Below are 23,959 nucleotides of genomic sequence, written 5' to 3' on the forward strand. Positions count from 1 at the left end.
GTAGAAAACCTTCACCACCTGCGAGTAGCAGGGTAAGAAGTTACACTTTTATTTGAATCTTATTGTATGCTGAGAAGGAGAGAAGTATGGCAACGTTAGAAATTGTAAAACATCCAAATGAAGTATTAGAAACGCCGTGTGAACGTGTTATAAACTTTGATAAAAAGTTAGTGAAGCTTTTAAAAGATATGCACGAAACAATGCTGATTGCAGATGGTGTTGGTTTAGCAGCACCGCAAGTTGGCGTAAGTCTGCAAGTTGCTGTTGTAGACATTGATGATGATAACGGGAAAATTGAGTTAATTAACCCAGTTATTTTAGAACAACGTGGTGAACAAGTAGGTCCCGAAGGCTGCTTAAGTTTTCCGGGGCTTTTTGGTGATGTAACACGCGCTGAATATATTAAAGTACGTGCTCAAAATCGCCGTGGAAAAGTATTTTTACTAGAAGCAGACGGGTTTTTAGCTCGCGCAATTCAACATGAAATCGATCATTTACATGGTGTATTATTTACATCTAAGGTAACGAGATATTATGAGGAAAACGAATTAGAAGAGATGTAAAAGGAGAGTTTTTTGAATGGTGAAAGTTGTATTTATGGGAACACCGGACTTTTCAGTGCCGGTGCTTCGTCGTCTTATTGAAGATGGATATGATGTGATTGGTGTTGTGACACAGCCGGATCGTCCAGTAGGTAGAAAAAAGGTTATGACACCAACACCTGTTAAAGTGGAAGCAGAAAAACATGGTATTCCAGTGTTACAACCGTTAAAAATTCGTGAAAAAGATGAATATGAAAAGGTGTTAGCGCTAGAGCCTGATTTAATTGTGACAGCTGCGTTTGGACAAATTGTACCAAACGAAATTTTAGAAGCGCCGAAGTACGGATGTATTAATGTTCATGCTTCATTACTCCCAGAACTTCGCGGCGGTGCACCTATTCATTATTCCATCATGCAAGGAAAAGAAAAAACAGGCATTACCATTATGTATATGGTTGAAAAATTAGATGCCGGTGATATTTTAACGCAAGTAGAAGTAGAGATTGAAGAACGTGAAACAACTGGTTCATTATTTGATAAATTAAGTGAGGCTGGGGCGCATTTATTATCCAAAACTGTTCCAATGTTAATACAAGGGAAATTGGAACCAATTAAACAAAATGAGGATGAAGCAACATTTGCTTACAATATTAAACGTGAGCAAGAAAAGATTGATTGGATGAAAACAGGTGAAGAGATTTACAATCATATTCGTGGTTTAAATCCATGGCCAGTTGCTTATACGACTTTAGCAGGACAAGTTGTAAAGGTATGGTGGGGAGAAAAGGTTTCTGTAAAGGAGCAAGCCGAAGCGGGAACAATTATAGCAGTTGAAGAAGATGGTTTTGTTGTGGCAACAGGAAATAAAACGGCAATTAAAATTACTGAGTTGCAACCATCTGGTAAAAAGCGCATGAGCTGTTCGCAATTTTTGCGTGGAACAAAGCCTGAAATTGGTACGAAGTTAGGAGTAGACGCATGAAACAAAACGTTCGTGAATTAGCTCTTGACGGTTTATTACAAGTTGAAAAAAGCGGCGCATACAGTAATTTGCTTTTGAACAATCTTATTGAAAAAAGCAATATTGATAAAAAAGATGTTGGATTGTTAACAGAAATTGTATATGGGACAATTCAAAGACGTGACACACTTGATTACTATTTACAGCCGTTTTTGCGAAAAAAGATTGAACTGTGGGTAAAAGTGCTACTTCGCTTATCTTTATATCAAATGTTATATTTAGATCGTGTTCCAGAGCGAGCTGTAATTCATGAAGCGGTTGAAATTGCAAAGCGCCGTGGACATAAAGGAATTGCAGGGCTTGTGAACGGAGTACTTCGTTCTATTCAGCGTGAAGGCGTTCCATCGTTAGATGAGATTAAAAGTCCTGAAAAGCGCCTTGCAATTGCGACAAGCCATCCAGAATGGCTTGTAAAAGAATGGGTAGAAGCATACGGAATTGAAACGGCACAAAAAATGTGTGAAGTAAACTTACTTCCGCCAGTTCCAACTGCTCGAGTTAATGTGGCAAAAGCGTCTGTAGAAGAGGCGCTTCAAATGCTAGAAACAGAAGGAATTCAAGCAAAACATGGTGATTTGTCAGAAGATGCAATTCAAATCGAAAAAGGAAATGTAGCTCATACAAAAGCATTTCAAGAAGGAGTGCTATCTATTCAAGATGAAAGTTCTATGCTTGTAGCTCGTGCACTTAATCCGGAAACGGGAGACATTATCCTTGATAGTTGCGCTGCTCCTGGTGGGAAAACAACTCATATTGCTGAACGTTTGCAAGGAACAGGGAAAGTCCTCTCTCTTGATTTACATCCACATAAAGTGCGTTTAATTCAGCAGCAAGCAAAGCGTCTTCAATTAGAAAATGTAGAAGCGAAAACGCTTGATGCACGTAAAGTGCAAGAGCATTTTGAACAAGAGAGTTTTGATAAAGTATTAGTAGATGCTCCGTGCTCTGGATTTGGTGTAATTCGCCGTAAACCAGATATTAAAATTGGAAAGCAAAAAGAAGATAGTGAAAGACTTGCGAATATTCAGCTATCTATTTTAGAAAAGGTAGCTCCTTTATTGAAAAAGGGAGGACGCCTTGTTTATAGTACGTGTACAATTGAAAAAATAGAAAATGAACAAGTAGTAGAGCTGTTTTTACAATCACATCCTGAATTTGAATGGGATACAACAATGAAAGAACGATTGCCAAATGCAGTGCATCCGTATGTAGTAGAAGGTGGAGTGCAAATTTTACCGCACTACTTTGCGACGGATGGATTTTATATCGCTTGTTTAAGAAAGAAGGTGTAGCATCATGGAAACAATTGCAAAAAAACAAGAAAAAGAATTAGATACAAAAAAACCGTCTATTTATTCCTTGCAGCTTCATGATATGGAACAATGGTTAAAAGAACAAGGGGAACCTAAATTCCGCGCTGGTCAAATTTTTGATTGGCTGTATAAAAAACGTGTAACAACTTTTGAGGATATGTCAAACCTTTCTAAAGGATTGCGTGAAAAATTGTCGAATTCCTTTGATATTACAACTTTGAAAACATTGGTAAAGCAAACATCTTCAGATGGAACAATTAAATTCTTATTCCAACTGCATGATGGCTATTCTATTGAAACAGTATTAATGCGCCATGAATACGGAAATTCAATTTGTGTAACAACACAAGTTGGTTGCCGAATTGGCTGTACGTTTTGCGCATCAACACTTGGCGGCTTAAAACGCAATTTAGAAGCCGGTGAGATTGTTGCACAGGTTGTCGAAGTACAACGTGAGCTAGATACTACAGATGAGCGTGTAAGCTCTCTTGTTGTTATGGGAATCGGAGAACCGTTTGATAATTATGATAGCTTAATGGCGTTTTTACGTATCGTGAATCATGAAAAAGGACTTCACATTGGAGCGCGTCATATGACGGTATCAACAAGTGGAATTATCCCGAAAATTTATAAGTTTGCTGAAGAAAATATACAAATTAACTTTGCGGTTTCCTTACATGCTCCAAATACAGAACTGCGTTCAAAATTAATGCCAATTAACCGGGCATACAAGCTACCAGATTTAATGGAAGCTATCAAATATTACATCGAGAAAACCGGGCGTCGTGTTACGTTTGAATATGGTTTATTTGGAGGAGAAAATGACCAAGTCGAACATGCTGTGGAATTAGCTCAGCTGTTAAAAGGTGTGAAATGTCATGTTAACTTAATTCCAGTTAACTATGTACCAGAACGTGATTATGTGAGAACACCGCGCGAACAAATCTTCTTGTTTGAAAAAACATTAAAAGATCGTGGTGTTAACGTAACGATTCGTCGTGAACAAGGTCATGATATTGATGCAGCCTGCGGTCAATTGCGTGCAAAGGAGCGCAAAGAAGAGACGAGGTGAGATGATGAAAACCGTGTTTCTATCAGATAAAGGAAAAGTTCGCCAACATAATGAAGATAGTGCAGGAGTGTTTCAAAATCTAGATGGAGATGTTTTAGCGGTTGTAGCAGATGGAATGGGAGGTCATCGAGCAGGCGATGTTGCCAGCTCGATGGCAATCCAATTGTTCCATGATTATTGGAAGCAAACGTATAATATGGATACGCCTAAAAAAGCGGAACAATGGTTACATAATCATGCTCAAATTATTAATGAACGATTATACAAGTATTCTGGAGAACATCCAGAATGTAGCGGAATGGGAACGACAATCGTTATTGCTATATGCACAGCTACTTTTGTTACAATTGGTCATATTGGAGATAGTCGCTGCTATATGTTATCGGACGATTATATGTCACTTGTAACTGAAGATCATTCCCTTGTAAATGAACTCGTTCGACATGGAGAAATTTCAAAAGAAGATGCTGAATATCATCCAAGAAAAAATGTATTATTAAGAGCACTTGGTACGGAAGAAACCGTTATATTAGATGTGAAAACTTTAGTATTAGAAGAGGGAGATCAGTTGTTGCTCTGTTCTGATGGGTTATCTAATAAAGTTGCAATGAGTCAAATGAAAGAGATTTTACAATCTGATGATCTTCTACAAACAAAAAGTGAACAGCTTGTGCAGCTTGCAAATGACCTTGGCGGCGAAGATAACATTACTCTTGTCATTATTGATTATGCGGATTCGGCGAACGAAAGTAGGTGAATTACAACGTGATGATTGGAAGACGCCTAAATGACCGTTACAAGCTACTTAAAATGATTGGTGGCGGGGGAATGGCCAATGTATATTTGGCGCATGATGACATACTTGATCGTGATGTAGCTGTAAAGATGTTACGGCTTGATTATTCAAATAACGAGGAGTTTATTAAGCGTTTCCATCGAGAAGCTCAATCGGTCACAACGTTGTCGCATCCAAATATTGTTAATATGTATGATGTCGGAGAAGAAGACGGAATTTATTATCTTGTTATGGAATATGTGCCTGGTCAAACGTTAAAACAATATATACAACAGCGAGGTCTTCTTCCTGTAGGAGAAGCGCTTGATATTATGGAACAATTAACTGCTGCGATGGCCCATGCGCATCATTTTGAAATTGTTCATCGTGATATTAAGCCTCATAATATTTTAATTCGAAGTGATGGCGTTGTGAAGGTCACGGACTTTGGTATTGCAACGGCGACAAGTGCAACGACGATCACACATACAAATTCTGTTCTTGGTTCTGTTCATTATTTATCTCCTGAACAGGCAAGAGGTGGTGTTGCCAATAAGCAATCAGATATTTATTCACTTGGAATTGTGATGTTTGAATTATTAACAGGAAGACCGCCATTTTCTGGAGAATCTGCCGTTTCTATTGCTCTTAAACATTTGCAAAATGAAACACCGTCTCCGAAAAGGTGGAATCCTGATATTCCGCAAAGTGTAGAAAATATTATTTTAAAAGCAACAGCGAAAGACCCATTTCATCGTTATCAATCTGCAAATGCAATGAAACGTGATATTGAAACAGCATTATATCCAGAGCGAATAAATGAACAACCTTTCCATATACCTGAGGACATGGAAGCAACAAAAGCAATTCCTATTATTCAGCAGGAGCAATTGATAAATACGAATAGTGAAGAAACTATTGTTTTATCTGGAAATTCTAAAGAAGAAAAGCAGAAGAATGAACTAAAACAAGAAGAACAACAAAAAAAGAAAAGCAATCGATGGCTCAAGATTTTACTTACCATTTTCGTATTTTTAGTTGTGTGTGGAATATTGGCAGTGACAGTTATTCCAGGTTTCTTTATTCCAAAGGAAGTTAAGGTGCCGGATGTGTCTGATATGACATATGAAAAAGCTGTCAATACACTTGTGGATAAAGGATTCGAATTAACGGCACCACAAGTTGTATATACAGATAAAGTGGAAGAAGGTAAGGTCATTAAAACAAGTCCAGCGGCAGGACGGGTTGTGAGAGAGAATACAAAAATTACGATTTTTCAATCAGGTGGAAAACAAAAGAAAAAAATGCCTAATTTAATTGGCAAAGAATATAACCAGATTAAAGATAATCTAACTCAATATAAGAGTGTTGTTCCTTATTATATTGAAAGTGAAAGACCGAAAGATGAAATTGTAGAGCAAATTCCTGAAGCAGGACAATCTATTGTAGAAGAAGAGCAAGAAATAAAAGTATGGATTAGTAAGGGGCCAAAACAAATTCGACTTGTTGATTTTTCTGGTTGGACAGAAAATAGTGTGAATAGCTATTTAAACGATAAAAAGCTTGTGCCAGAAATAAAGAGAGATTATTCAAATACAGTTGATAAAGGGCTTGTTATTTCACAATCACCAAAGCCAGATACGAACTTAAAAGAGGGCACAAAAGTAACAATTGTTGTCTCTGAAGGGCCGAAAGAAAAGCCGACGAAAACTGTAAAAGTCGACAATATTCCAGTCGAGTATCAAGCACCGGCGACTGGAGAGAAAAAACCACAAACAATTGAAATATATAAAGAAGATATGCAGAATACTATGGATAAGCCGTTTGAAACGAGAACGATAACGGAGTCTACGACAATTTCTCTTGAGTTTGTTATTCAAGAAGGAAAAAAAGGGCGTTATAAAATTGTTCGTGACGGAACGACGTTAATCGAAAAAGAAGTTCTGTATCCAACAGAGTAAAGTGAAACTCACGTTAGGAATGCTTATAAATGGTGAGTTGAACGAATCTCGTTCTAAAGTCTATTATGAATATCTATGAAAAGAAATTGGCTTTTTATGTTCTTTAGAACAAGATAAATGAAGGAGAGAATGTATGCCAGAAGGGAAAATTATAAAAGCTTTAAGTGGATTTTACTATGTGCAGCATGAAGAAGGGATAACGCAGTGCCGAGGACGTGGTGTATTCCGTAAACATAAAATTACACCGCTTGTTGGCGATCAAGTCGTATTCCAAGCTGAAAATCCGAGCGAAGGATATGTTCTAGAAATATTAGAGCGAAAAAATGAGCTTGTGCGCCCGCCGATTGCGAACGTTGATCAAGCGCTGCTTGTATTTTCTGCAGTAGAACCGGAGTTTAATCCATTGTTATTAGACCGTTTTTTAGTTTTAATTGAGTTTCATAATATTAAACCAATTATTTGTATTAGTAAGATGGATTTAATAGATGCGAAAACACGTGAAACAATTGAGGCGTATGCACGGGATTACATTGCGATTGGTTACGATGTGGTATTTACTTCAACGACAACTTCAGAGAGCATAGAAGTATTAAAGCCGTTTTTACAAGGTTGTGTTTCTGTTGTGGCTGGTCAATCTGGTGTAGGGAAATCTTCTCTTTTAAATGTGCTACGTCCAGATTTAGAGTTAAAAACGAGTGGAATTTCAGCTCATTTAGGACGAGGTAAGCATACGACAAGACATGTAGAATTAATTGAAGTAGGAAGCGGCCTTGTTGCGGATACACCTGGGTTTAGTTCGCTGGATTTTATTGATATAGAAGTAGAGGATCTCACATATTGTTTTCCAGAATTGAAAGAACAGAGTCAATACTGTAAATTTAGAGGTTGTACACATCTTTCTGAGCCGAAGTGTGCGGTGAAAGATGCTGTAGAAGAAGGTGGCATTACACGCTATCGTTATGAGCACTATATGCAATTCGTTGAAGAAATTAGAGATAGAAAGCCGAGGTATTAATGATGATTAAGATTGCACCATCGATTTTATCAGCAGACTTTTCAAGATTGGGAGAAGAAATTAAAGATGTTGAAAAAGGCGGAGCGGATTATATACATGTCGATGTAATGGACGGACATTTTGTTCCAAACATTACAATTGGTCCGTTGATTGTAGAAGCAATTCGTCCAATTACTTCTTTACCATTGGATGTTCATCTTATGATTGAAAATCCGGATCAGTACATTCCTGCTTTTGCAAAAGCAGGAGCGGATATTATTACAGTACATGTAGAAGCATGTCCGCACTTACATCGTACGATTCAATTAATCAAGTCGCAGGGTATTAAAGCGGGTGTTGTTTTAAATCCACATACACCAGTTTCAATGATTGAGCATGTATTAGAAGATATAGATATGGTGCTACTTATGACGGTCAACCCGGGCTTTGGTGGTCAAAAGTTTATTCATTCTGTATTATCGAAAATTAAACAAGTTGCTGACATGGTTCGTGAACGCAATTTACAAGTAGAGATTGAAGTTGATGGCGGCGTTAATGTAGAAACAGCGAAATTATGTGTAGAAGCAGGAGCAAATGTTCTTGTTGCAGGATCTGCGGTATACAATCAAAAAGATCGCGGAGCGGCAATTGCAGCTATTCGCGGATAAAGTGAAGCTTCCTTCCATCAGTGGGGGTCTTACTACCTGCAAATAGCGGGATAAAAGTGAATCTGTAGATAGGTAAATTGGTTAAAGAAAAAGGTAATCTAGCTATTGGTAGATTACCTTTTTCTATAGAAGGAGAGAGAACATGATTATTCATATTTTAGCTGGGGGGCCAGTAGAGTGTTGTGCAGATTTTTCAAAATATGAGAGTGAACAGGTTGTATGGGCAGCTGTTGATCGAGGAGTATATCGTTTATTGCAGTATGGAATAATACCGCAAGTAGCTTTTGGGGATTATGATTCTGTTACAGAAGAAGAGTTAGTGTGGATGCAAGAACAAAAACAAGACTTGCATATTGTGCCGAAAGAAAAGGATCAAACGGATTTAGAGATTGCAATTAATTGGGCTGTAGAGCAAGAACCAGAGCAAATTCGGATCTTTGGTGCAACAGGTGGAAGATTGGATCATAGTTTAGCAAACATTCAAATGTTACTAAAGGGTTTGCGAGCAAATATCAACATGAGCATTGTAGATTATAAAAATGAAATTTTTGTTAAAGAATCGGGCGCATATACAATAGAAAAAAATTCATCATTTCCTTATATATCTTTTGTTCCTGTTACAGAAATAGTAACAGGGATTACACTTCGCGGTTTTAAATATCCTCTTACAGATAAAAAGATAGAATGGGGATCTACACTTTGTATCAGTAATGAACTCGTTGCGGAAAAAGGTACTTTTTCATTTACTTCTGGCATATTAATGGTGATAAGAAGCACTGATTGAAGAACTACTTTTGTTGCTACGTCATATAGTAAACAAGTGGAGTAATGGGGATTAGGAGGGAAACCATGAGATTTTATACAATTAAGTTGCCGAAATTTCTTGGTGGAATTGTTCGCGCGGTGTTGAATACCTTTAAAAAGGAATAAAAAAAGCACCTGTTACCGGTGCTTTTTTCATGAGGATAATAAAAAAAGAGCCAACAGGCTCTCTTTTTTATTATTAAACACGTTCGATTTTGCCAGATTTTAATGCTCTAGCAGAAACGTAAACACGTTGAACTTTACCGTTAATGCGTACGCGAACTTTTTGAAGGTTAGCGCCCCATTTACGTTTTGTAGCGTTCATTGCGTGAGAACGAGAGTTACCAGAACGAGCTTTTCTTCCAGTAATAGCACAAACACGAGCCATCTATATTTCCCTCCCTTAACTACCGTAACTTACGTAATTTTCAATGTTAGTCTTTTATGCGATGCTAAAAACACTACTATAATTTAACACAACTAAAAAGAGAATGCAACAGTGTATAAAAAAGAAATCAAGAAAAATTACTTGACACCATATGTAAGAAAAACGGAAATCAAGAAAAAACACTTGACATATCATGGGGGGATGTGTTGTATAATAACAATGGACTATTTTGCTCATCATAAAAAGAAGTGCTATATTATTCTATAAGTACGAGAGCGAAAATAAAGAACGTTGGAATTTTTTTTGAAAAGATTATATGATAGTAATTAAAGTAGTCTAGCTCACTTTCACCATTTCTAAAGGGGGAAACGAGATGTCAATTGAAATCAAAACAAAGTACGGTCAAATTGATATTAGTACAGAAGTAATTGCAACAATTGCTGGAGGCGCTGCTGTAGATTGCTACGGCATCGTTGGTATGGCGTCAAAAAATCAATTAAAAGATGGATTAACAGAAATCTTACGAAAAGAAAACTTTACAAGAGGCGTTATTGTTCGCAAAGAGAATGATGAAGTACATATTGATATGTATATTATCGTGAGCTATGGTACAAAGATTTCAGAGGTAGCACACAATGTTCAAACGAAAGTGAAGTATACATTAGATCAAACAGTAGGACTGGCAGTAGATTCTGTAAACATCTACGTACAAGGAGTTAAAGTAACAAACTTGTAATGTGCATTAAGGAGGAAAATCTGTGTCAATTCAAAAAATTGATGGGAAGCGTTTAGCCCAAATGATTCTACAAGGGGCAAATAATTTAACAAATAACGTCAAGCTAGTTGATGCTTTAAACGTTTTTCCAGTTCCAGATGGCGATACCGGTACAAACATGAATTTATCGATGACTTCAGGAGCGCGAGAAGTAAGGAAAAATCCTTCTGAGCATGCTGGGAAAGTCGCAATGAGCTTAGCAAAAGGATTATTAATGGGAGCACGTGGGAATTCTGGTGTAATTTTATCTCAGCTTTTCCGTGGTTTCTCAAAATCTATTGAGCAAAAAGAAACGTTAACAACAGTTGACTTTGCTGATGCTTTAGAAGCTGGTGTAGAAACTGCATATAAGGCAGTTATGAAACCAATTGAAGGAACGATTTTAACTGTTGCAAGAGAAACGAGTAAACATGCAGTCACAGTTGCGAAAAAACAACGCGACTTTGTTTTGTTTATGGAGGAAGTTGTGAAAGAGGCGAACGCATCTTTAAATCGTACGCCGGATTTATTACCTGTATTAAAGCAAGTTGGTGTTGTAGATAGCGGTGGTAAAGGCCTTGTTGTTGTGTATGAAGGCTTTTTGGCTGATTTAAAAGGTGAAACAATTACTTCTGATGAACCGGCGCAACCATCTATGAATGAAATGGTACGTGCAGAGCATCACCGTAGTGTACAAAGCCAATTGAGTACAGAAGATATCACATATGGCTACTGTACAGAATTTATGGTCAAGCTAGACGAAGAGAAGATGAAAGAAAATAACTTCTCTGAGCAAAAATTCCGTGAAGATATTAGCGTGTATGGTGATTCATTGTTGGTTGTATCTGATGATGAAATCGTGAAAGTTCACATTCATGCAGAGCATCCTGGAGATGCAATGAACTATGGACAACGTTATGGTAGCCTAATTAATATTAAAGTAGAAAATATGCGTGAACAACATACTGCTTTGTTGGATGAGCCTGCAGTAATGCATGAAGAAGTGAAACAACCTGTAGAAAAACAGCCTTATGGAATTGTAACAGTAGCGATGGGTTCTGGTATTAAAGAATTGTTTGAAAGTATCGGTGCAACGGTAGTTATTGAAGGCGGTCAAACGATGAACCCAAGTACAGAGGATATTGTAAAAGCGATTGAAGAAGCAAATGCAGAAAAAGTTATTATTTTACCAAACAACGGTAATATTGTAATGGCTGCTGAACAAGCTGCTTCTGTAGTGAACCAAGAAGTAATCGTTGTTCGCTCGAAAACAGTTCCGCAAGGTATGGCAGCGATGCTTGCATTCAATTCAGCGGGAACGCTTGAAGAAAACGAAGCGAATATGAACGAAGCGCTTGCTCATGTGAAGACAGGCCAAATTACGTATGCGGTTCGTGATACAGAGATTGATGGTGTAACAATTCATAAGGATGATTTCATGTGCATTGCCGATGGGAAAATTGTATCCACAGATGCAGGGAAACTAGAAGCTGCGAAAAAGCTGCTAGAAAATATGCTTGATGAAGATGCAGAAATCTTAACGGTTTTACAAGGTGAGGATGCATCGGAAGAAGAAGTAGCTGCGTTGGTAGCATTTGTAGAAGAAAAATTTGAAGAGGTAGAGGTAGAGGTTCATAACGGAAATCAACCTATATATTCTTTCATTTTTTCTGTCGAATAAAGTGAAACTTCATTCTTATTAGTGATTAGCTCCGTTGGTTGAGCTGTCCGCGTAGCGTATCTCCATTCGGAAATGGGATTACTCTATATAGGGTGAGACAATATAAATGATGAGAGGGCCTTACTAGCTAATGCAGTGAGGTTCTCTTTTTTGTTTATTCCGCTATTTGCGAGCCCCTTGCCTTGGAATTCAGAGAAAATCGAAGAAGATAGGTAGGGGGCTGGCATGAGCCTGATTGGGCGGGCTTTCCATCAGTGGGGAATGAAGCCCTCTACTGATGGAAGTTTCACTTTATTCCGTTATTCGTAGGCGTTAAGCTCCCGCTGATAGGAAATTCTCTTTAAAATAAGTGTTATATATGAAGAAAGTAGTAGAAAAATAGAAACAGTTAGCTGGAATTTGGATTGGTATATGCGGCCAGATAAGGGGGAAACGACTGTTACGCTTTACTAATGCTATGGTAGAATAGGAGAGGTAGAGATCGCGTATTTAAAATGCGAATGGAGATATGTAGTCATCATGATGATATAACGCGTACAAGGAAAGAAGATACGTATTGTATATGAAGAGTTAGGAATAAGATTTAACGGAGCGTGAAGATCTTGAATGAAGTTGTGCAAGTTCCGATTACGGATGTGAAAGGAATTGGAGAAGAAACAGCTGTATTATTAAATGAGATGGGGATTTTTACGGTTTCTGATTTACTAGAGCATTTTCCATATAGATACGAAGACTATGCGATGAAAGATTTAGCTGAAGTTAAGCACGAAGAACGTGTAACGGTGGAAGGTAAAGTACATAGTGCGCCGTTGTTACAGTATTATGGAAAGAAGAAATCTCGTCTCACTGTACGTGTTCTCGTTGGGCGTTATTTAATTACAGCCGTATGCTTTAATAGACCGTACTATAAGCAGAAATTGAATATTGATGAAACAATAACGATAACTGGAAAGTGGGATCAACATCGCCAAACAATTTCGGTATCTGAACTCCACTTTGGACCTGTTGTCCGCCAACAAGAAGTAGAGCCGGTATATTCGGTTAAAGGGAAATTGACAGTAAAACAGATGCGGCGTTTTATTGCGCAAGCATTTAAAGAGTACGATTCTTTTGTGAAAGAAGTATTGCCAGATGGGTTGTTGTCTCGGTATAAATTATTATCTCGTTATGAAGCGTTATATGCCTTGCATTTTCCTAGTGGACAAGAAGATATGAAACAGGCGCGCCGGCGCTTTGTATATGAAGAGTTTTTCTTGTTTCAATTGAAGATGCAGGCACTACGTAAAATGGAACGGGAAAGTTCAAAAGGAATAAAAAAAGACGTCTCTTTTAAGCTGCTAGAAGAGTTTATAGGTGCGCTTCCTTTTCCTTTAACAAATGCGCAGCATCGTGTTGTTTCGGAAATTATGAAAGATTTGCAGTCACCCTATCGAATGAATCGCTTACTACAGGGGGATGTAGGTTCGGGGAAAACGGTAGTTGCTGCTATTGCTTTATATGCTGTGAAATTAGCTGGATATCAAGGAGCATTAATGGTACCGACAGAAATTTTGGCTGAGCAACATTATCAATCACTCGTATCTATATTTTCTCATTTTAATATGAATATTGAACTATTAACAAGTTCTGTAAAGGGAGCGCGTCGCCGTGAGGTATTAGCTAAGTTAGAACAAGGAGAGATTGATATTCTTGTTGGAACACATGCTTTAATTCAAGATGAAGTCATATTTCACAGGCTTGGACTTGTTATTACGGATGAACAACATCGTTTTGGTGTAGCGCAGCGCCGGGTTTTGAGAGAAAAAGGTGAGAGTCCAGATGTTTTATTTATGACAGCGACACCAATTCCTCGCACATTGGCGATTACTGCCTTTGGTGAAATGGATGTATCGATTATTGATGAGATGCCGGCTGGCCGTAAAGTAATTGAAACGTACTGGGCGAAACACGATATGTTTGAGCGTGTTCTTGGATTTGTTGAGAAAGAAGTGAAAAAAGGACGACAAGCATATGTTATTTGTCCATTAATTGAAGAATCAGAGAAACTGGATGTGCAAAATGCAATTGATTTGCATAGTATGCTGACTCATCATTATCAAGGAAAATTCCAAGTGGGATTAATGCATGGACGCCTTTCTTCTCAGGAGAAAGATGAAGTTATGCAGCAATTTAGTGAAAACAAAGTGCAAATTCTCATTTCGACAACAGTTGTAGAAGTTGGAGTGAACGTACCAAATGCAACAACAATGGTTATTTATGATGCGGAACGATTTGGGTTATCGCAACTTCACCAGCTTCGTGGTCGTGTTGGGCGTGGAAGTGAACAATCATATTGTATTTTGATTGCTGATCCGAAATCAGAAACGGGAAAAGAACGTATGCGCATTATGACAGAGACAAATGATGGCTTTGTGTTATCAGAAAAAGATTTAGAGCTGCGTGGTCCTGGTGACTTTTTCGGAAGTAAGCAAAGTGGTTTACCTGAATTTAAAATAGCTGATATGGTACATGATTATCGGGCATTAGAAACAGCTAGGCAAGATGCCGCTTTACTTGTCGATTCAACTGCATTTTGGCAAAGTGAGCAGTATGAAATGTTACGGAAATATTTAGAGAAATCAGGTGTTTTTCAAGGAGAAAAGCTGGATTAAAGCGGAAGAAACAAAAAAATGTTGCATTCTGTATTTAATGCTTATATACTACTGTTAGTACCTAGTCATAAAAATGGATGGTGCGGAATGAAGAGAAGAAGGAAAAAAGAAAGACAAGAGTTGTTACAACAAACAATAGAAAACAATCCGTTTATTACGGATGAAGAATTAGCTGAACAATTTCAAGTGAGTATTCAAACGATTCGTCTCGACCGTATGGAGCTTTCGATTCCGGAATTGCGAGAACGAATTAAACATGTAGCAACGAAACAACATGAAGAAGATGTAAAATCCTTGCCGCTTGATGAAGTGGTCGGAGAAATTATTGATATAGAATTAGATAGACATGCGATTTCGATTTTTGAAGTGAAAGAAGAACATGTCTTTAAACGTAATCAAATTGCCCGAGGGCATCATTTATTCGCACAAGCGAACTCATTAGCTGTTGCGCTTATTGATGAAGAACTAGCTTTAACTGCCAAGTCTACCATTCGATATATTCGTCCTGTAAAATTAGGAGAGCGTGTTGTTGCGAAAGCACGTGTTGAAGATGTAGAGAATGATAAAGGACGGACGGTTGTCAAAGTGCAGAGTTTTGTTGGAGAAGAACTTGTTTTTGCAGGCACTTTTGAAATGTATCGATCTAGCAATTATAGTGAGGAAGGTAACAACTTATGAGAATAGCAATAGATGCAATGGGCGGCGATCATGCACCGAAGTCTGTCGTACTTGGAGCAATGAAAGCAATTAAACAATATTCAGATTTACATATTACACTAGTAGGAAAAGAAGGCGAAATTCGCAAGTATTTAACAAGTGAAGAACGTATTACTGTACTGCATACAGATGAAGTAATTGAAGGAACGGATGAGCCAGTACGAGCAGTACGTCGCAAAAAACAAGCTTCGATGGTACTTGCTGCGCAGCAAGTAAAAGAAGGTGCAGCTGATGCTTGTATTTCCGCAGGGAATACGGGGGCTCTTATGGCAGCTGGATTATTTGTAATTGGACGTATAGAAGGGATTGAGCGCCCAGCTCTTTCGCCTACTATGCCAACAGTAGACGGTAAAGGCTTTGTTATGTTAGATGTTGGAGCAAACGTCGATGCAAAAGCAATTCATTTATACCAATATGCTGTAATGGGATCTGTATATGCAGAGAAAGTGAGAGGAATTGCTAATCCTCGCGTAGGTCTTTTAAATGTTGGAACTGAGGATGGAAAAGGAAACGAGCTTTCTAAGCAAGTTTTTGCGATGCTAAAAGATGCACCGATTAACTTTGTTGGAAATGTAGAATCACGAGACTTATTACAAGGTGTAGCTGATGTGGTTGTTTGTGATGGATTTACCGGAAATGTTGCCCTTAAAACGTTAGAGGGAACTGCACTTGCATTATTCTCGATGCTAAAAGAGCAATTAATGAGTTCGTTTACAAGTAAACTAGCGGCGGCGGTATTAAAACCAAAGCTTATGGTGTTAAAAGATAAAATGGATTATTCAGAGTATGGAGGAGCTGCTTTATTTGGATTGAAAGCTCCTGTCATCAAAGCGCATGGTTCTTCCAATGATCAATCGATTTTCAGTGCGATTCGTCAAACTAGAGAAATGGTAGCGAAGGAAGTTATTCCTACTATTACGAGTGTAATAGAGGAGGAGCCGCTTCAATAATGAGGAGGGTTTGAAATGGGAAAACTAGCATTTCTTTTTCCAGGACAAGGTTCACAGGCAGTTGGAATGGGAAAACAATTAGCAGAAAGTCATGAAGAGGTTGCGAAAGTATTTCATCAGGCTGATGAAATTTTAAAAGATTCTCTTTCATCACTTATTTTTGAGGGACCTCAAGAAACGTTGACGTTAACAACAAATGCACAACCAGCATTGTTAACGACAAGTATTGCAATTTTAAAGGCATTAGAGCAGTATGAGATTAAACCTGACTATGTTGCAGGACATAGTTTAGGTGAGTATAGTGCACTAGTAGCAGCGGGTGCTATGTCATTTGAAGATGGTGTATACGCTGTAAGAAAACGCGGTGAGTGCATGGAAGAAGCTGTGCCAAATGGTGAAGGTGCAATGGCAGCTATTCTGGGAGCGGATCCGGATATGTTAAAGCAGGTAACTGAAGAGGTGACGCAGGAAGGATATGCTGTTCAAGTTGCGAATATGAACAGTACAAAGCAAATTGTCATTTCTGGTACAAAGCAAGGTGTGGAATTGGCTTCAGAAAGAGCGAAAGAAAATGGTGCGAAACGTGCAATACCATTGCGTGTTAGCGGTCCATTTCATTCATCTCTTATGAAACCTGCAGCGGGAAAATTTCAAAGTGTGCTAGATGAAATTAAGATTGAAGATGCGAAAATTCCAGTTGTTGCAAATGTAACAGCAGATTGCATTACTCGTAAAGAGAATATTCAAGAAAAATTAATTGAACAACTCTATTCCCCTGTATTATGGTACCCATCCATTGAACGGATGGTAGAGCTTGGTGTGGATACATTTATTGAAATTGGGCCTGGGAAAGTTTTAGCTGGTCTTATGAAATCAATCGCTCCATCTGCGAAAGCATATGCAATATATGATGAAGAGACGATGAAGGATACCATTTCAAAACTGAGAGGAGAAGGCTAATGTTATTAAAAGATAAAGTCGCATTAGTAACGGGAGCATCTCGCGGAATCGGCCGTGCAATTGCATTAGATTTAGCAAAACAAGGTGCGAAAGTAGTTGTAAACTACGCAGGAAACGAATTAAAAGCAAATGAAGTTGTAGATGAGATTAAAAAATTAGGTTCAGAAGCAATTGCAGTAAAAGCAAATGTTTCAAGCGCTGAAGAAGTGACTGATATGGTAAAGCAAACTGTTGATACATTTGGTCAAATTGATATTCTTGTGAATAATGCTGGTATTACAAAAGACAATTTACTCATGCGCATGAAAGAAGAAGAATGGGATGCTGTTATTAATACAAACTTAAAAGGTGTCTTTTTATGTACAAAAGCTGTATCTCGCTATATGATGCGTCAACGCCACGGTCGTATTATTAATATCGCTTCTGTTGTTGGTGTTACTGGAAACCCAGGACAAGCAAACTACGTTGCAGCAAAAGCGGGTGTAATTGGATTAACAAAAACTTCAGCAAAAGAGCTAGCAAGTCGTAATATTACAGTAAATGCAATTGCTCCTGGATTTATCGTAACAGATATGACCGATGTATTAGCAGAAGATGTGAAGAATGAAATGCTAAAATTAATCCCAATTGCAAAATTTGGAGAAGCAGAAGATATTTCAAATGCGGTTGCATTTTTAGCATCAGATGCAAGCCGTTATATCACTGGGCAAACACTTCATGTTGACGGCGGCATGGTGATGTAAAAGGAAAAACTACAGAAATAGGTTGATTTCATCTAGCTTTTCTGTACAATATTAAATATAATGGCTTGAGAAGATCGGAAAAATAGTGATCTAATTTATAGATAAATTTAAAAAAGTAATTGTTTGTCAATACTTTTAAAGGAGGTGAATGAATATGGCAGACGTTTTAGAGCGTGTAACGAAAATTATCGTAGATCGTCTAGGAGTAGACGAAACAGAGGTAACAACAGCTGCAAACTTTAAAGAAGATTTAGGTGCTGATTCTCTAGATGTAGTAGAACTTGTAATGCAACTAGAAGATGAGTTTGAAATGGAAATTTCTGATGAGGAAGCAGAAAAAATTGCTACTGTTGGCGATGCTGTGACTTACATAGAGAGTCATCTATAATGCTTGATAAAGTCCCGTTTATATACGGGGCTTTCTCAGCATATATATCTGGAGGGACCTATGCCGTACAGAAAGTATAGAGATAAGAAGTATGAAGCGAAATATCGTGAAGCTTTTAAAAAGTTTCAAGCGAAAATAGGTATTACATTTACGAATGAAAAATTGCTGATTCAAGCATTTACGCATTCATCGTATGTGAATGAGCATCGGAAAAAGCCACATGAAGATAATGAGCGTCTTGAATTTCTTGGTGATGCGGTATTAGAACTGACGGTTTCGCAATATTTGTTTCAAAAATATCCGACAATGAGCGAGGGAGAATTAACAAAACTTCGCGCGGCTATTGTATGTGAACCTTCTCTCGTTCGTTTTGCGAATGAGCTATCATTTGGTAATCTTGTCCTTTTAGGAAAAGGGGAAGAAATGACGGGAGGTCGCGAACGTCCAGCGTTATTAGCGGATGTCTTTGAAGCGTTTATTGGGGCACTTTATTTGGACCAAGGTTTAGACAAGGTATGGGGATTTTTAAAAACAGTTGTTTATCCGAAAATTAACGAAGGTGCTTTTTCTCATGTGATGGATTTTAAGAGTCAACTACAAGAATTAATTCAGCGTGATGGTAGCGGTAATATAGAGTATCAAATTTTGCAAGAAAAAGGACCAGCCCATAATCGAGAGTTTGTATCGCGTGTTACATTAAACGGCGAAGCATTAGGACTTGGAAGTGGAAAGTCTAAGAAAGAGGCAGAACAACATGCCGCCCAAGAAGCGTTAGAAAAATTAAAAGAGCATTCATAACGAATCCCCCTTATACTTAGGGGGATTCCTTGTGCATAAAGGGGGAAGGCCTTTCGTGTTTTTAAAACGGTTAGAGATAGCAGGATTTAAATCTTTTGCAGAACGTGTATCGATTGACTTTGTACCGGGTGTAACGTCTGTAGTAGGTCCAAATGGAAGTGGAAAAAGTAACATTACAGATGCCATTCGTTGGGTACTTGGTGAACAATCCGTAAAGTCGCTGCGCGGTGCGAAAATGGAAGATATTATTTTTTCAGGCAGTGATACACGTAAAGCGTTGAATGTTGCTGAGGTAACATTAACATTAAATAATGAGGATCAGCGTCTGCCGATTGAATATAACGAAGTAAGTGTAACAAGACGAGTGTATCGTTCAGGAGATAGTGATTTTCTGATTAACAAACAATCTTGTCGTTTAAAAGATATTATAGATTTATTTATGGACTCTGGTATGGGACGTGAAGCATTTTCTATTATCAGCCAGGGGAAAGTAGAAGAGATTTTAAGTAGTAAAGCAGAAGATCGCCGTAGTATTTTTGAAGAAGCAGCTGGTGTACTGAAATATAAAATCCGCAAAAAGAAAGCGGAAGGAAAATTAGCGGAGACACAAGATAATTTAAATCGTGTAGAAGATATTATTCATGAATTGAGTGCTCAAGTTGAACCTCTTGAAAAACAAGCTTCTATTGCAAAAGATTATCTTGAGAAAAAAGAAGAATTAGAAAAAGTTGAAGCGGCATTAATTGTATATGAAATAGAAGAGTTACATGAAAAATGGGAAGCGCTTCGCGAGCAATTTAAACATAATAAAGATGAGGAAGTGAAATTATCAGCACATCTTCAAAAAAATGAAGCGGATTTAGAAGAAGTGCGTGGAAACGTACAAGCCATTGATGAATCTGTTCAATCTTTGCAAGAGGTTCTTCTTCTTTCTAGTAAAGAACTTGAAAAATTAGAAGGGCAACGTGAGCTGCTGAAAGAAAGAAAGCACAATGCAACAACACATTGTGCACAGTTAGAAGCACTCATTCATGAATTAACAGACAAAGTTTCTGCATATGAAGGAAGTGTTGTGCAAGGAACGGACGAGTTAATGAAATTAACAAATCATGTGAAAGAGTTAGAACAGAAACTGCATGATAGTGAAAGATTGTTGTCTACATATGTACAAAATTTAGATGAGCAAATCGAGTATTTAAAAGGTGATTATATTGAACTTTTAAATCAACAGGCAAGTTATCGAAATGAACTTTCTATGCTAGAGGAACAATTTAAACAAAGAGATTTCAAAAACCAGCGTCTTGACGAAGAAAATGAAAAATATGTGCAGATGCGCATAGAAATTGCACAGAAAAAATCAACGTTTGTTGAAAAATATGAACATATAAAAGAGCAAATTACAAATCTGCTGTCAAGTATGCAGCAAACGGAAATTGCACTTGGGAAATGTAAAGAACAGTATAGCGAAAATGAGAGCAAGTTGTACCAAGCATATCAATATGTTCAACAAGCTCGTTCTCGTAAAGAAATGCTTGAAGAAATGCAAGAGGATTATTCGGGATTTTATCAAGGAGTTCGTGAAGTATTAAAGGCACGTGATAGTCAGTTGTATGGTATTGAAGGTGCAGTTGCAGAACTTCTTACTGTACCAAAAAAATACGAAGTGGCAATAGAAATTGCGCTTGGGGCAGCTATGCAGCATGTTGTTGTACAAACAGAAGAACATGCGCGCCGAGCAATTGCATTTTTAAAGCAAAATCGTCATGGACGTGCGACCTTTTTACCTCAAAGTGTAATTAAAGGGAGAGCGCTTAATGCAGAGCAACTTCGTATTGTAAACCAGCACGCATCATTTATAGGAGTAGCTTCAGAGCTTGTGCAGTACAATAATAAATATGAAAATGTTATTACAAATTTATTAGGTACGGTAATTGTTGCTCATGATTTAAAAGGAGCGAATGAATTAGCAAAGCAGCTACAATATCGTTATCGTATTGTTACATTAGAAGGTGACCTTGTAAATCCAGGGGGTTCAATGACGGGTGGTGCTGTGAAGCAAACGAATTCTTCTTTATTAGGACGTCAACGTGAATTAGAAGAGTGGAATGCAAAGTTGGCAGATATGGAAGAAAAGACGGCGAAGCTAGAAAGCTACGTCAAAGCGTTAAAACAAGAAATACAAGAAAAAGAAGTGCAGATGAAAGAAATTCGACAAAGCGTCGATGAAAAGCGTGTAGATGAACAAAAATGCAAGGAAGAGATTAATCAACTAGAACTAGAAGAGCATCGTATTAATGAGCGCTTATCTATTTATGATTTAGAGCTAGAAGGATTTTTGCAAGATCAAGTGAAGATACAGGGGCGGAAAACTGAGCTAGAAGAAACGCTTACAGAGCTGCAAGAAAAAATTATGCAACTTGATACAACAATTAAAGAATTAACGAAGCAAAAGAGTGAGCAACTTTCTTCGAAAGAAAAAGTGCAGTTAGAAATTACAGAGTTAAAAGTACAAGCAGCTGAAAAGCAACAACAATTATCAAATCAAAAAGAGACAGTAGACCGCCTCGTGAAAGAACAAGATGAGACAAAAAAGAATCTTATAAAGACAAAAGAAGATTTAGCATTCTTGAAACAAGAAATGACATCGAATTCTAGTGGCGAAGAGCAAATTACAAGTATGATTCAAAAGAAAACCCACGATCGAAATCAAACTGTCGAATTAATTAGCTCACGCCGTGAACAACGTCTTGATTTACAAGGGCGACTAGAATATTTAGATTTAGAAGTAAAAGAAGCGAAACGTCAGCATAAATACTTGCTCGATGTATTAAAAGATGAAGAAGTAAAAATAAATCGTCTAGACGTGGAGTTAGAAAACCGCTTGCAGCACTTACAAGAAACGTATACCATTTCTTTTGAAGCGGCGAAACAAAAGTATATGATGACAATGTCTGGCGATGAAGCTCGTAAAAAAGTGAAATTAATTAAATTATCCATTGAAGAACTTGGGACAGTAAACTTAGGTTCAATTGATGAATACGAGCGCGTATCTGAGCGTCATACGTTCTTGTTAGAGCAACGTGATGATTTGGAAGAAGCGAAAGCAACACTGCATCAAGTAATTGATGAGATGGATGAGGAAATGAAAAAACGCTTTTCTTATACATTCCAAGCAATTCGTACAGAATTCCAGTTTGTGTTTAGTGAATTATTTGGCGGAGGGCGAGCAGATTTAGTTATGACAAACCCGCAAGATTTATTAAATACAGGAATTGATATTGTTGCACAGCCACCAGGAAAGAAATTGCAAAATTTAGGTCTTCTTTCTGGAGGGGAACGAGCATTAACAGCTATTGCATTGCTATTTAGTATTTTAAAAGTTCGACCTGTACCGTTTTGTGTACTTGATGAGGTTGAAGCGGCGCTGGATGAAGCGAACGTTGCTCGTTTTGCGCAGTACTTGAAAAAGTTTAGTGATGAAACACAATTTATAGTCATTACACACCGAAAAGGAACAATGGAAGAATCAGATGTACTATATGGTGTAACGATGCAGGAATCTGGTGTTTCTAAGCTTGTATCTGTTCGTTTTGATGACGGGGCAGAAGTTGTGACAAGTGAATAGAGAGGATGGGAAAGAATGAGCTTTTTTAAAAAATTAAAAGAAAAAATTTCAAAGCAAACAGATACGGTAACAGAGAAGTTTAAACAAGGTTTAGAGAAAACGAGAAACTCTTTTGCTGAAAAGGTAAATGACTTAGTATATCGTTATCGCAAGGTTGACGAAGATTTCTTCGAAGAATTAGAAGAAATTTTAATTGGTGCGGATGTGGGTGTGTCCACAGTAATGGAATTAATTGACCAATTAAGAGATGAAGTGAAACGTCGTAATATACAGGACCCAAAAGAAGTACAAGCTGTCATCTCTGAAAAATTAGTTGAGATATACAAAGGTGATGGTAACTTTAGTAATGAATTAAATGTGCAAGATAACGCATTGACAGTTATTTTGTTTGTTGGGGTAAATGGTGTTGGGAAAACAACAACGATTGGAAAGATGGCACATAAATTTAAAGCAGACGGCAAGTCTGTATTATTGGCAGCTGGTGATACATTCCGTGCCGGAGCGATTGAACAGCTAGAAGTATGGGGCGACCGTGTTGGTGTAGATGTGATAAAACAAGGGTCAGGTTCTGATCCAGCAGCTGTTATGTATGATGCAATTCAGGCGGCAAAATCGCGAAAAGTTGATGTTTTATTATGCGATACAGCAGGCCGTTTGCAAAACAAAGTCAATTTAATGAAAGAGTTAGAGAAAGTAAAACGAGTAATTGAGCGTGAAATTCCGGGCGCTCCTCATGAAGTATTACTTGTTATTGATGCGACAACAGGACAAAATGGTTTGAGCCAAGCAAAAACGTTCCGCGAGGCAACAAATGTAACAGGAATTGTACTAACGAAATTAGATGGTACTGCCAAAGGTGGAATTGTATTAGCGATTCGTAATGAGATGGATGTACCGGTGAAGTTTGTCGGCCTTGGAGAAAAAATGGATGACTTGCAAGAATTTAATCCAGAACAATATGTATATGGATTATTTGCAGACTTTGTAGAAACAGAAGTAGAATAAAGTAAGGTTTTCATTAGTGATAGATTTTATTTTCTACTAATAGTTTGCTGAATTTTTCATGTTCTTACGTATATCTAAGTAGGAAATGTTTCTGGTAAAAAAGAAGAGGCGGTGCCTACCGCTTCTTTTTTAAAATTTAAATAGGATGT

At 37.7% G+C, this 23,959-nt stretch carries 22 protein-coding genes; 21 read left to right on the top strand and 1 reads right to left on the bottom strand.

Translation table 11 applies throughout. The features are described from left to right. Nucleotides 1-86: 86 nt before the first annotated feature. The 10 genes from def to spoVM all read left to right on the top strand — a co-directional run bounded on the left by def (nt 87) and on the right by spoVM (nt 9,276). Nucleotides 87-563 (top strand): peptide deformylase, encoded by a 477-nt coding sequence (gene def / locus ACFQZ1_RS19975; RefSeq protein WP_090912690.1) that lies wholly within the window; start codon nt 87-89, stop codon nt 561-563. Between the two features lie 16 nt (nt 564-579). After that, nucleotides 580-1,524 carry a methionyl-tRNA formyltransferase gene (gene fmt / locus ACFQZ1_RS19980; RefSeq protein WP_377883928.1) on the top strand — a complete coding sequence of 315 codons (945 nt, stop codon included), beginning with the start codon at nt 580-582 and terminating at the stop codon, nt 1,522-1,524. Beyond that, entirely contained in the window at nt 1,521-2,855 is a 1,335-nt protein-coding gene (rsmB, locus tag ACFQZ1_RS19985; RefSeq protein WP_377883929.1) for a 16S rRNA (cytosine(967)-C(5))-methyltransferase RsmB, read from the top strand. Before fmt ends, rsmB begins: the two co-directional genes overlap by 4 nt. 4 nt (nt 2,856-2,859) lie before the next feature. Then, nucleotides 2,860-3,948, top strand: coding sequence for a dual-specificity RNA methyltransferase RlmN (gene rlmN / locus ACFQZ1_RS19990; RefSeq protein WP_377883930.1), 1,089 nt, complete (start codon nt 2,860-2,862; stop codon nt 3,946-3,948). 4 nt (nt 3,949-3,952) lie between these two features. Continuing rightward, nucleotides 3,953-4,705, top strand: a complete 753-nt coding sequence (locus ACFQZ1_RS19995; protein ID WP_377884155.1) for a Stp1/IreP family PP2C-type Ser/Thr phosphatase — start codon at nt 3,953-3,955, stop codon at nt 4,703-4,705. Between the two features lie 8 nt (nt 4,706-4,713). After that, the gene (pknB, locus tag ACFQZ1_RS20000; RefSeq protein WP_377883931.1) at nt 4,714-6,684 is read left to right on the top strand and encodes a Stk1 family PASTA domain-containing Ser/Thr kinase; all 1,971 of its coding nucleotides are present in this window, start codon (nt 4,714-4,716) and stop codon (nt 6,682-6,684) included. A 133-nt stretch (nt 6,685-6,817) separates the two neighbouring features. Further along, the gene (gene rsgA / locus ACFQZ1_RS20005) at nt 6,818-7,699 is read left to right on the top strand and encodes a ribosome small subunit-dependent GTPase A (protein ID WP_377883932.1); all 882 of its coding nucleotides are present in this window, start codon (nt 6,818-6,820) and stop codon (nt 7,697-7,699) included. 2 nt (nt 7,700-7,701) lie between these two features. Beyond that, the gene (gene rpe / locus ACFQZ1_RS20010) at nt 7,702-8,346 is read left to right on the top strand and encodes a ribulose-phosphate 3-epimerase (protein WP_377883933.1); all 645 of its coding nucleotides are present in this window, start codon (nt 7,702-7,704) and stop codon (nt 8,344-8,346) included. Between the two features lie 142 nt (nt 8,347-8,488). Next, nucleotides 8,489-9,130 carry a thiamine diphosphokinase gene (locus ACFQZ1_RS20015; protein ID WP_377883934.1) on the top strand — a complete coding sequence of 214 codons (642 nt, stop codon included), beginning with the start codon at nt 8,489-8,491 and terminating at the stop codon, nt 9,128-9,130. 65 nt (nt 9,131-9,195) lie between these two features. Further along, on the top strand, nt 9,196-9,276 hold the full coding sequence (spoVM, locus tag ACFQZ1_RS20020) for a stage V sporulation protein SpoVM (protein WP_098309662.1): 81 nt from the start codon (nt 9,196-9,198) through the stop codon (nt 9,274-9,276). A 73-nt stretch (nt 9,277-9,349) separates the two neighbouring features. Here the strand turns inward: spoVM and rpmB are convergent, their stop codons facing one another. Then, on the bottom strand, nt 9,350-9,538 hold the full coding sequence (gene rpmB, locus ACFQZ1_RS20025; protein WP_012094952.1) for a 50S ribosomal protein L28: 189 nt from the start codon (nt 9,536-9,538) through the stop codon (nt 9,350-9,352). Between the two features lie 373 nt (nt 9,539-9,911). On the opposite strand from rpmB, the gene ACFQZ1_RS20030 reads away from it, so the two are divergent. The 11 genes from ACFQZ1_RS20030 (at nt 9,912) to ftsY (ending at nt 23,810) form a co-directional block, all read left to right on the top strand. After that, nucleotides 9,912-10,274 carry an Asp23/Gls24 family envelope stress response protein gene (locus ACFQZ1_RS20030; RefSeq protein WP_098309663.1) on the top strand — a complete coding sequence of 121 codons (363 nt, stop codon included), beginning with the start codon at nt 9,912-9,914 and terminating at the stop codon, nt 10,272-10,274. 22 nt (nt 10,275-10,296) lie between these two features. Next, nucleotides 10,297-11,973: a DAK2 domain-containing protein gene (locus ACFQZ1_RS20035; protein WP_377883935.1), complete on the top strand. Its 1,677-nt coding sequence runs from the start codon at nt 10,297-10,299 to the stop codon at nt 11,971-11,973. Between the two features lie 602 nt (nt 11,974-12,575). Beyond that, on the top strand, nt 12,576-14,624 hold the full coding sequence (gene recG, locus ACFQZ1_RS20040; protein WP_377883936.1) for an ATP-dependent DNA helicase RecG: 2,049 nt from the start codon (nt 12,576-12,578) through the stop codon (nt 14,622-14,624). An 87-nt stretch (nt 14,625-14,711) separates the two neighbouring features. Further along, on the top strand, nt 14,712-15,302 hold the full coding sequence (fapR, locus tag ACFQZ1_RS20045; RefSeq protein ID WP_377883937.1) for a transcription factor FapR: 591 nt from the start codon (nt 14,712-14,714) through the stop codon (nt 15,300-15,302). Next, nucleotides 15,299-16,291 carry a phosphate acyltransferase PlsX gene (gene plsX, locus ACFQZ1_RS20050; RefSeq protein WP_377883938.1) on the top strand — a complete coding sequence of 331 codons (993 nt, stop codon included), beginning with the start codon at nt 15,299-15,301 and terminating at the stop codon, nt 16,289-16,291. The genes fapR and plsX overlap by 4 nt, the downstream gene beginning before the upstream one ends. A gap of 15 nt (nt 16,292-16,306) precedes the next feature. Then, a complete protein-coding gene (fabD, locus tag ACFQZ1_RS20055) occupies nt 16,307-17,251 on the top strand; it encodes an ACP S-malonyltransferase (protein WP_377883939.1) in 945 nt (314 codons plus the stop codon). Further along, nucleotides 17,251-17,994, top strand: a complete 744-nt coding sequence (gene fabG, locus ACFQZ1_RS20060; RefSeq protein ID WP_230573468.1) for a 3-oxoacyl-[acyl-carrier-protein] reductase — start codon at nt 17,251-17,253, stop codon at nt 17,992-17,994. Before fabD ends, fabG begins: the two co-directional genes overlap by 1 nt. A gap of 154 nt (nt 17,995-18,148) precedes the next feature. Beyond that, nucleotides 18,149-18,382 (top strand): acyl carrier protein, encoded by a 234-nt coding sequence (gene acpP / locus ACFQZ1_RS20065; protein WP_098309669.1) that lies wholly within the window; start codon nt 18,149-18,151, stop codon nt 18,380-18,382. A gap of 60 nt (nt 18,383-18,442) precedes the next feature. Next, nucleotides 18,443-19,180: a ribonuclease III gene (gene rnc, locus ACFQZ1_RS20070; RefSeq protein WP_377883940.1), complete on the top strand. Its 738-nt coding sequence runs from the start codon at nt 18,443-18,445 to the stop codon at nt 19,178-19,180. A 55-nt stretch (nt 19,181-19,235) separates the two neighbouring features. Then, complete coding sequence (gene smc, locus ACFQZ1_RS20075; protein ID WP_377883941.1) at nt 19,236-22,805, top strand: chromosome segregation protein SMC; 3,570 nt, start codon at nt 19,236-19,238, stop codon at nt 22,803-22,805. A gap of 15 nt (nt 22,806-22,820) precedes the next feature. Next, nucleotides 22,821-23,810 (top strand): signal recognition particle-docking protein FtsY, encoded by a 990-nt coding sequence (gene ftsY / locus ACFQZ1_RS20080; RefSeq protein ID WP_377883942.1) that lies wholly within the window; start codon nt 22,821-22,823, stop codon nt 23,808-23,810. The last annotated feature ends 149 nt before the right edge of the window (nt 23,811-23,959 follow it).

It is taken from the genome of Bacillus sp. CGMCC 1.60114 (assembly GCF_042676365.1).
GTDB lineage: Bacteria > Bacillota > Bacilli > Bacillales > Bacillaceae_G > Bacillus_A > Bacillus_A rhizoplanae_A.

Excerpts from the sequence above, each read along its gene's own strand:
- plsX (WP_377883938.1), top strand. The coding sequence starts at position 15,299 with ATGAGAATAGCAATAGATGCAATGGGCGGCGATCATGCACCGAAGTCT.
- rlmN (WP_377883930.1), top strand. The coding sequence starts at position 2,860 with ATGGAAACAATTGCAAAAAAACAAGAAAAAGAATTAGATACAAAAAAA.
- ACFQZ1_RS20015 (WP_377883934.1), top strand. The coding sequence starts at position 8,489 with ATGATTATTCATATTTTAGCTGGGGGGCCAGTAGAGTGTTGTGCAGAT.
- spoVM (WP_098309662.1), top strand. The coding sequence starts at position 9,196 with ATGAGATTTTATACAATTAAGTTGCCGAAATTTCTTGGTGGAATTGTT.
- ftsY (WP_377883942.1), top strand. The coding sequence starts at position 22,821 with ATGAGCTTTTTTAAAAAATTAAAAGAAAAAATTTCAAAGCAAACAGAT.
- rpe (WP_377883933.1), top strand. The coding sequence starts at position 7,702 with ATGATTAAGATTGCACCATCGATTTTATCAGCAGACTTTTCAAGATTG.
- fmt (WP_377883928.1), top strand. The coding sequence starts at position 580 with ATGGTGAAAGTTGTATTTATGGGAACACCGGACTTTTCAGTGCCGGTG.
- rsgA (WP_377883932.1), top strand. The coding sequence starts at position 6,818 with ATGCCAGAAGGGAAAATTATAAAAGCTTTAAGTGGATTTTACTATGTG.
- rnc (WP_377883940.1), top strand. The coding sequence starts at position 18,443 with ATGCCGTACAGAAAGTATAGAGATAAGAAGTATGAAGCGAAATATCGT.
- rsmB (WP_377883929.1), top strand. The coding sequence starts at position 1,521 with ATGAAACAAAACGTTCGTGAATTAGCTCTTGACGGTTTATTACAAGTT.
- def (WP_090912690.1), top strand. The coding sequence starts at position 87 with ATGGCAACGTTAGAAATTGTAAAACATCCAAATGAAGTATTAGAAACG.
- ACFQZ1_RS20030 (WP_098309663.1), top strand. The coding sequence starts at position 9,912 with ATGTCAATTGAAATCAAAACAAAGTACGGTCAAATTGATATTAGTACA.
- rpmB (WP_012094952.1), bottom strand. The coding sequence starts at position 9,538 with ATGGCTCGTGTTTGTGCTATTACTGGAAGAAAAGCTCGTTCTGGTAAC.
- acpP (WP_098309669.1), top strand. The coding sequence starts at position 18,149 with ATGGCAGACGTTTTAGAGCGTGTAACGAAAATTATCGTAGATCGTCTA.
- fapR (WP_377883937.1), top strand. The coding sequence starts at position 14,712 with ATGAAGAGAAGAAGGAAAAAAGAAAGACAAGAGTTGTTACAACAAACA.
- fabD (WP_377883939.1), top strand. The coding sequence starts at position 16,307 with ATGGGAAAACTAGCATTTCTTTTTCCAGGACAAGGTTCACAGGCAGTT.
- ACFQZ1_RS19995 (WP_377884155.1), top strand. The coding sequence starts at position 3,953 with ATGAAAACCGTGTTTCTATCAGATAAAGGAAAAGTTCGCCAACATAAT.
- fabG (WP_230573468.1), top strand. The coding sequence starts at position 17,251 with ATGTTATTAAAAGATAAAGTCGCATTAGTAACGGGAGCATCTCGCGGA.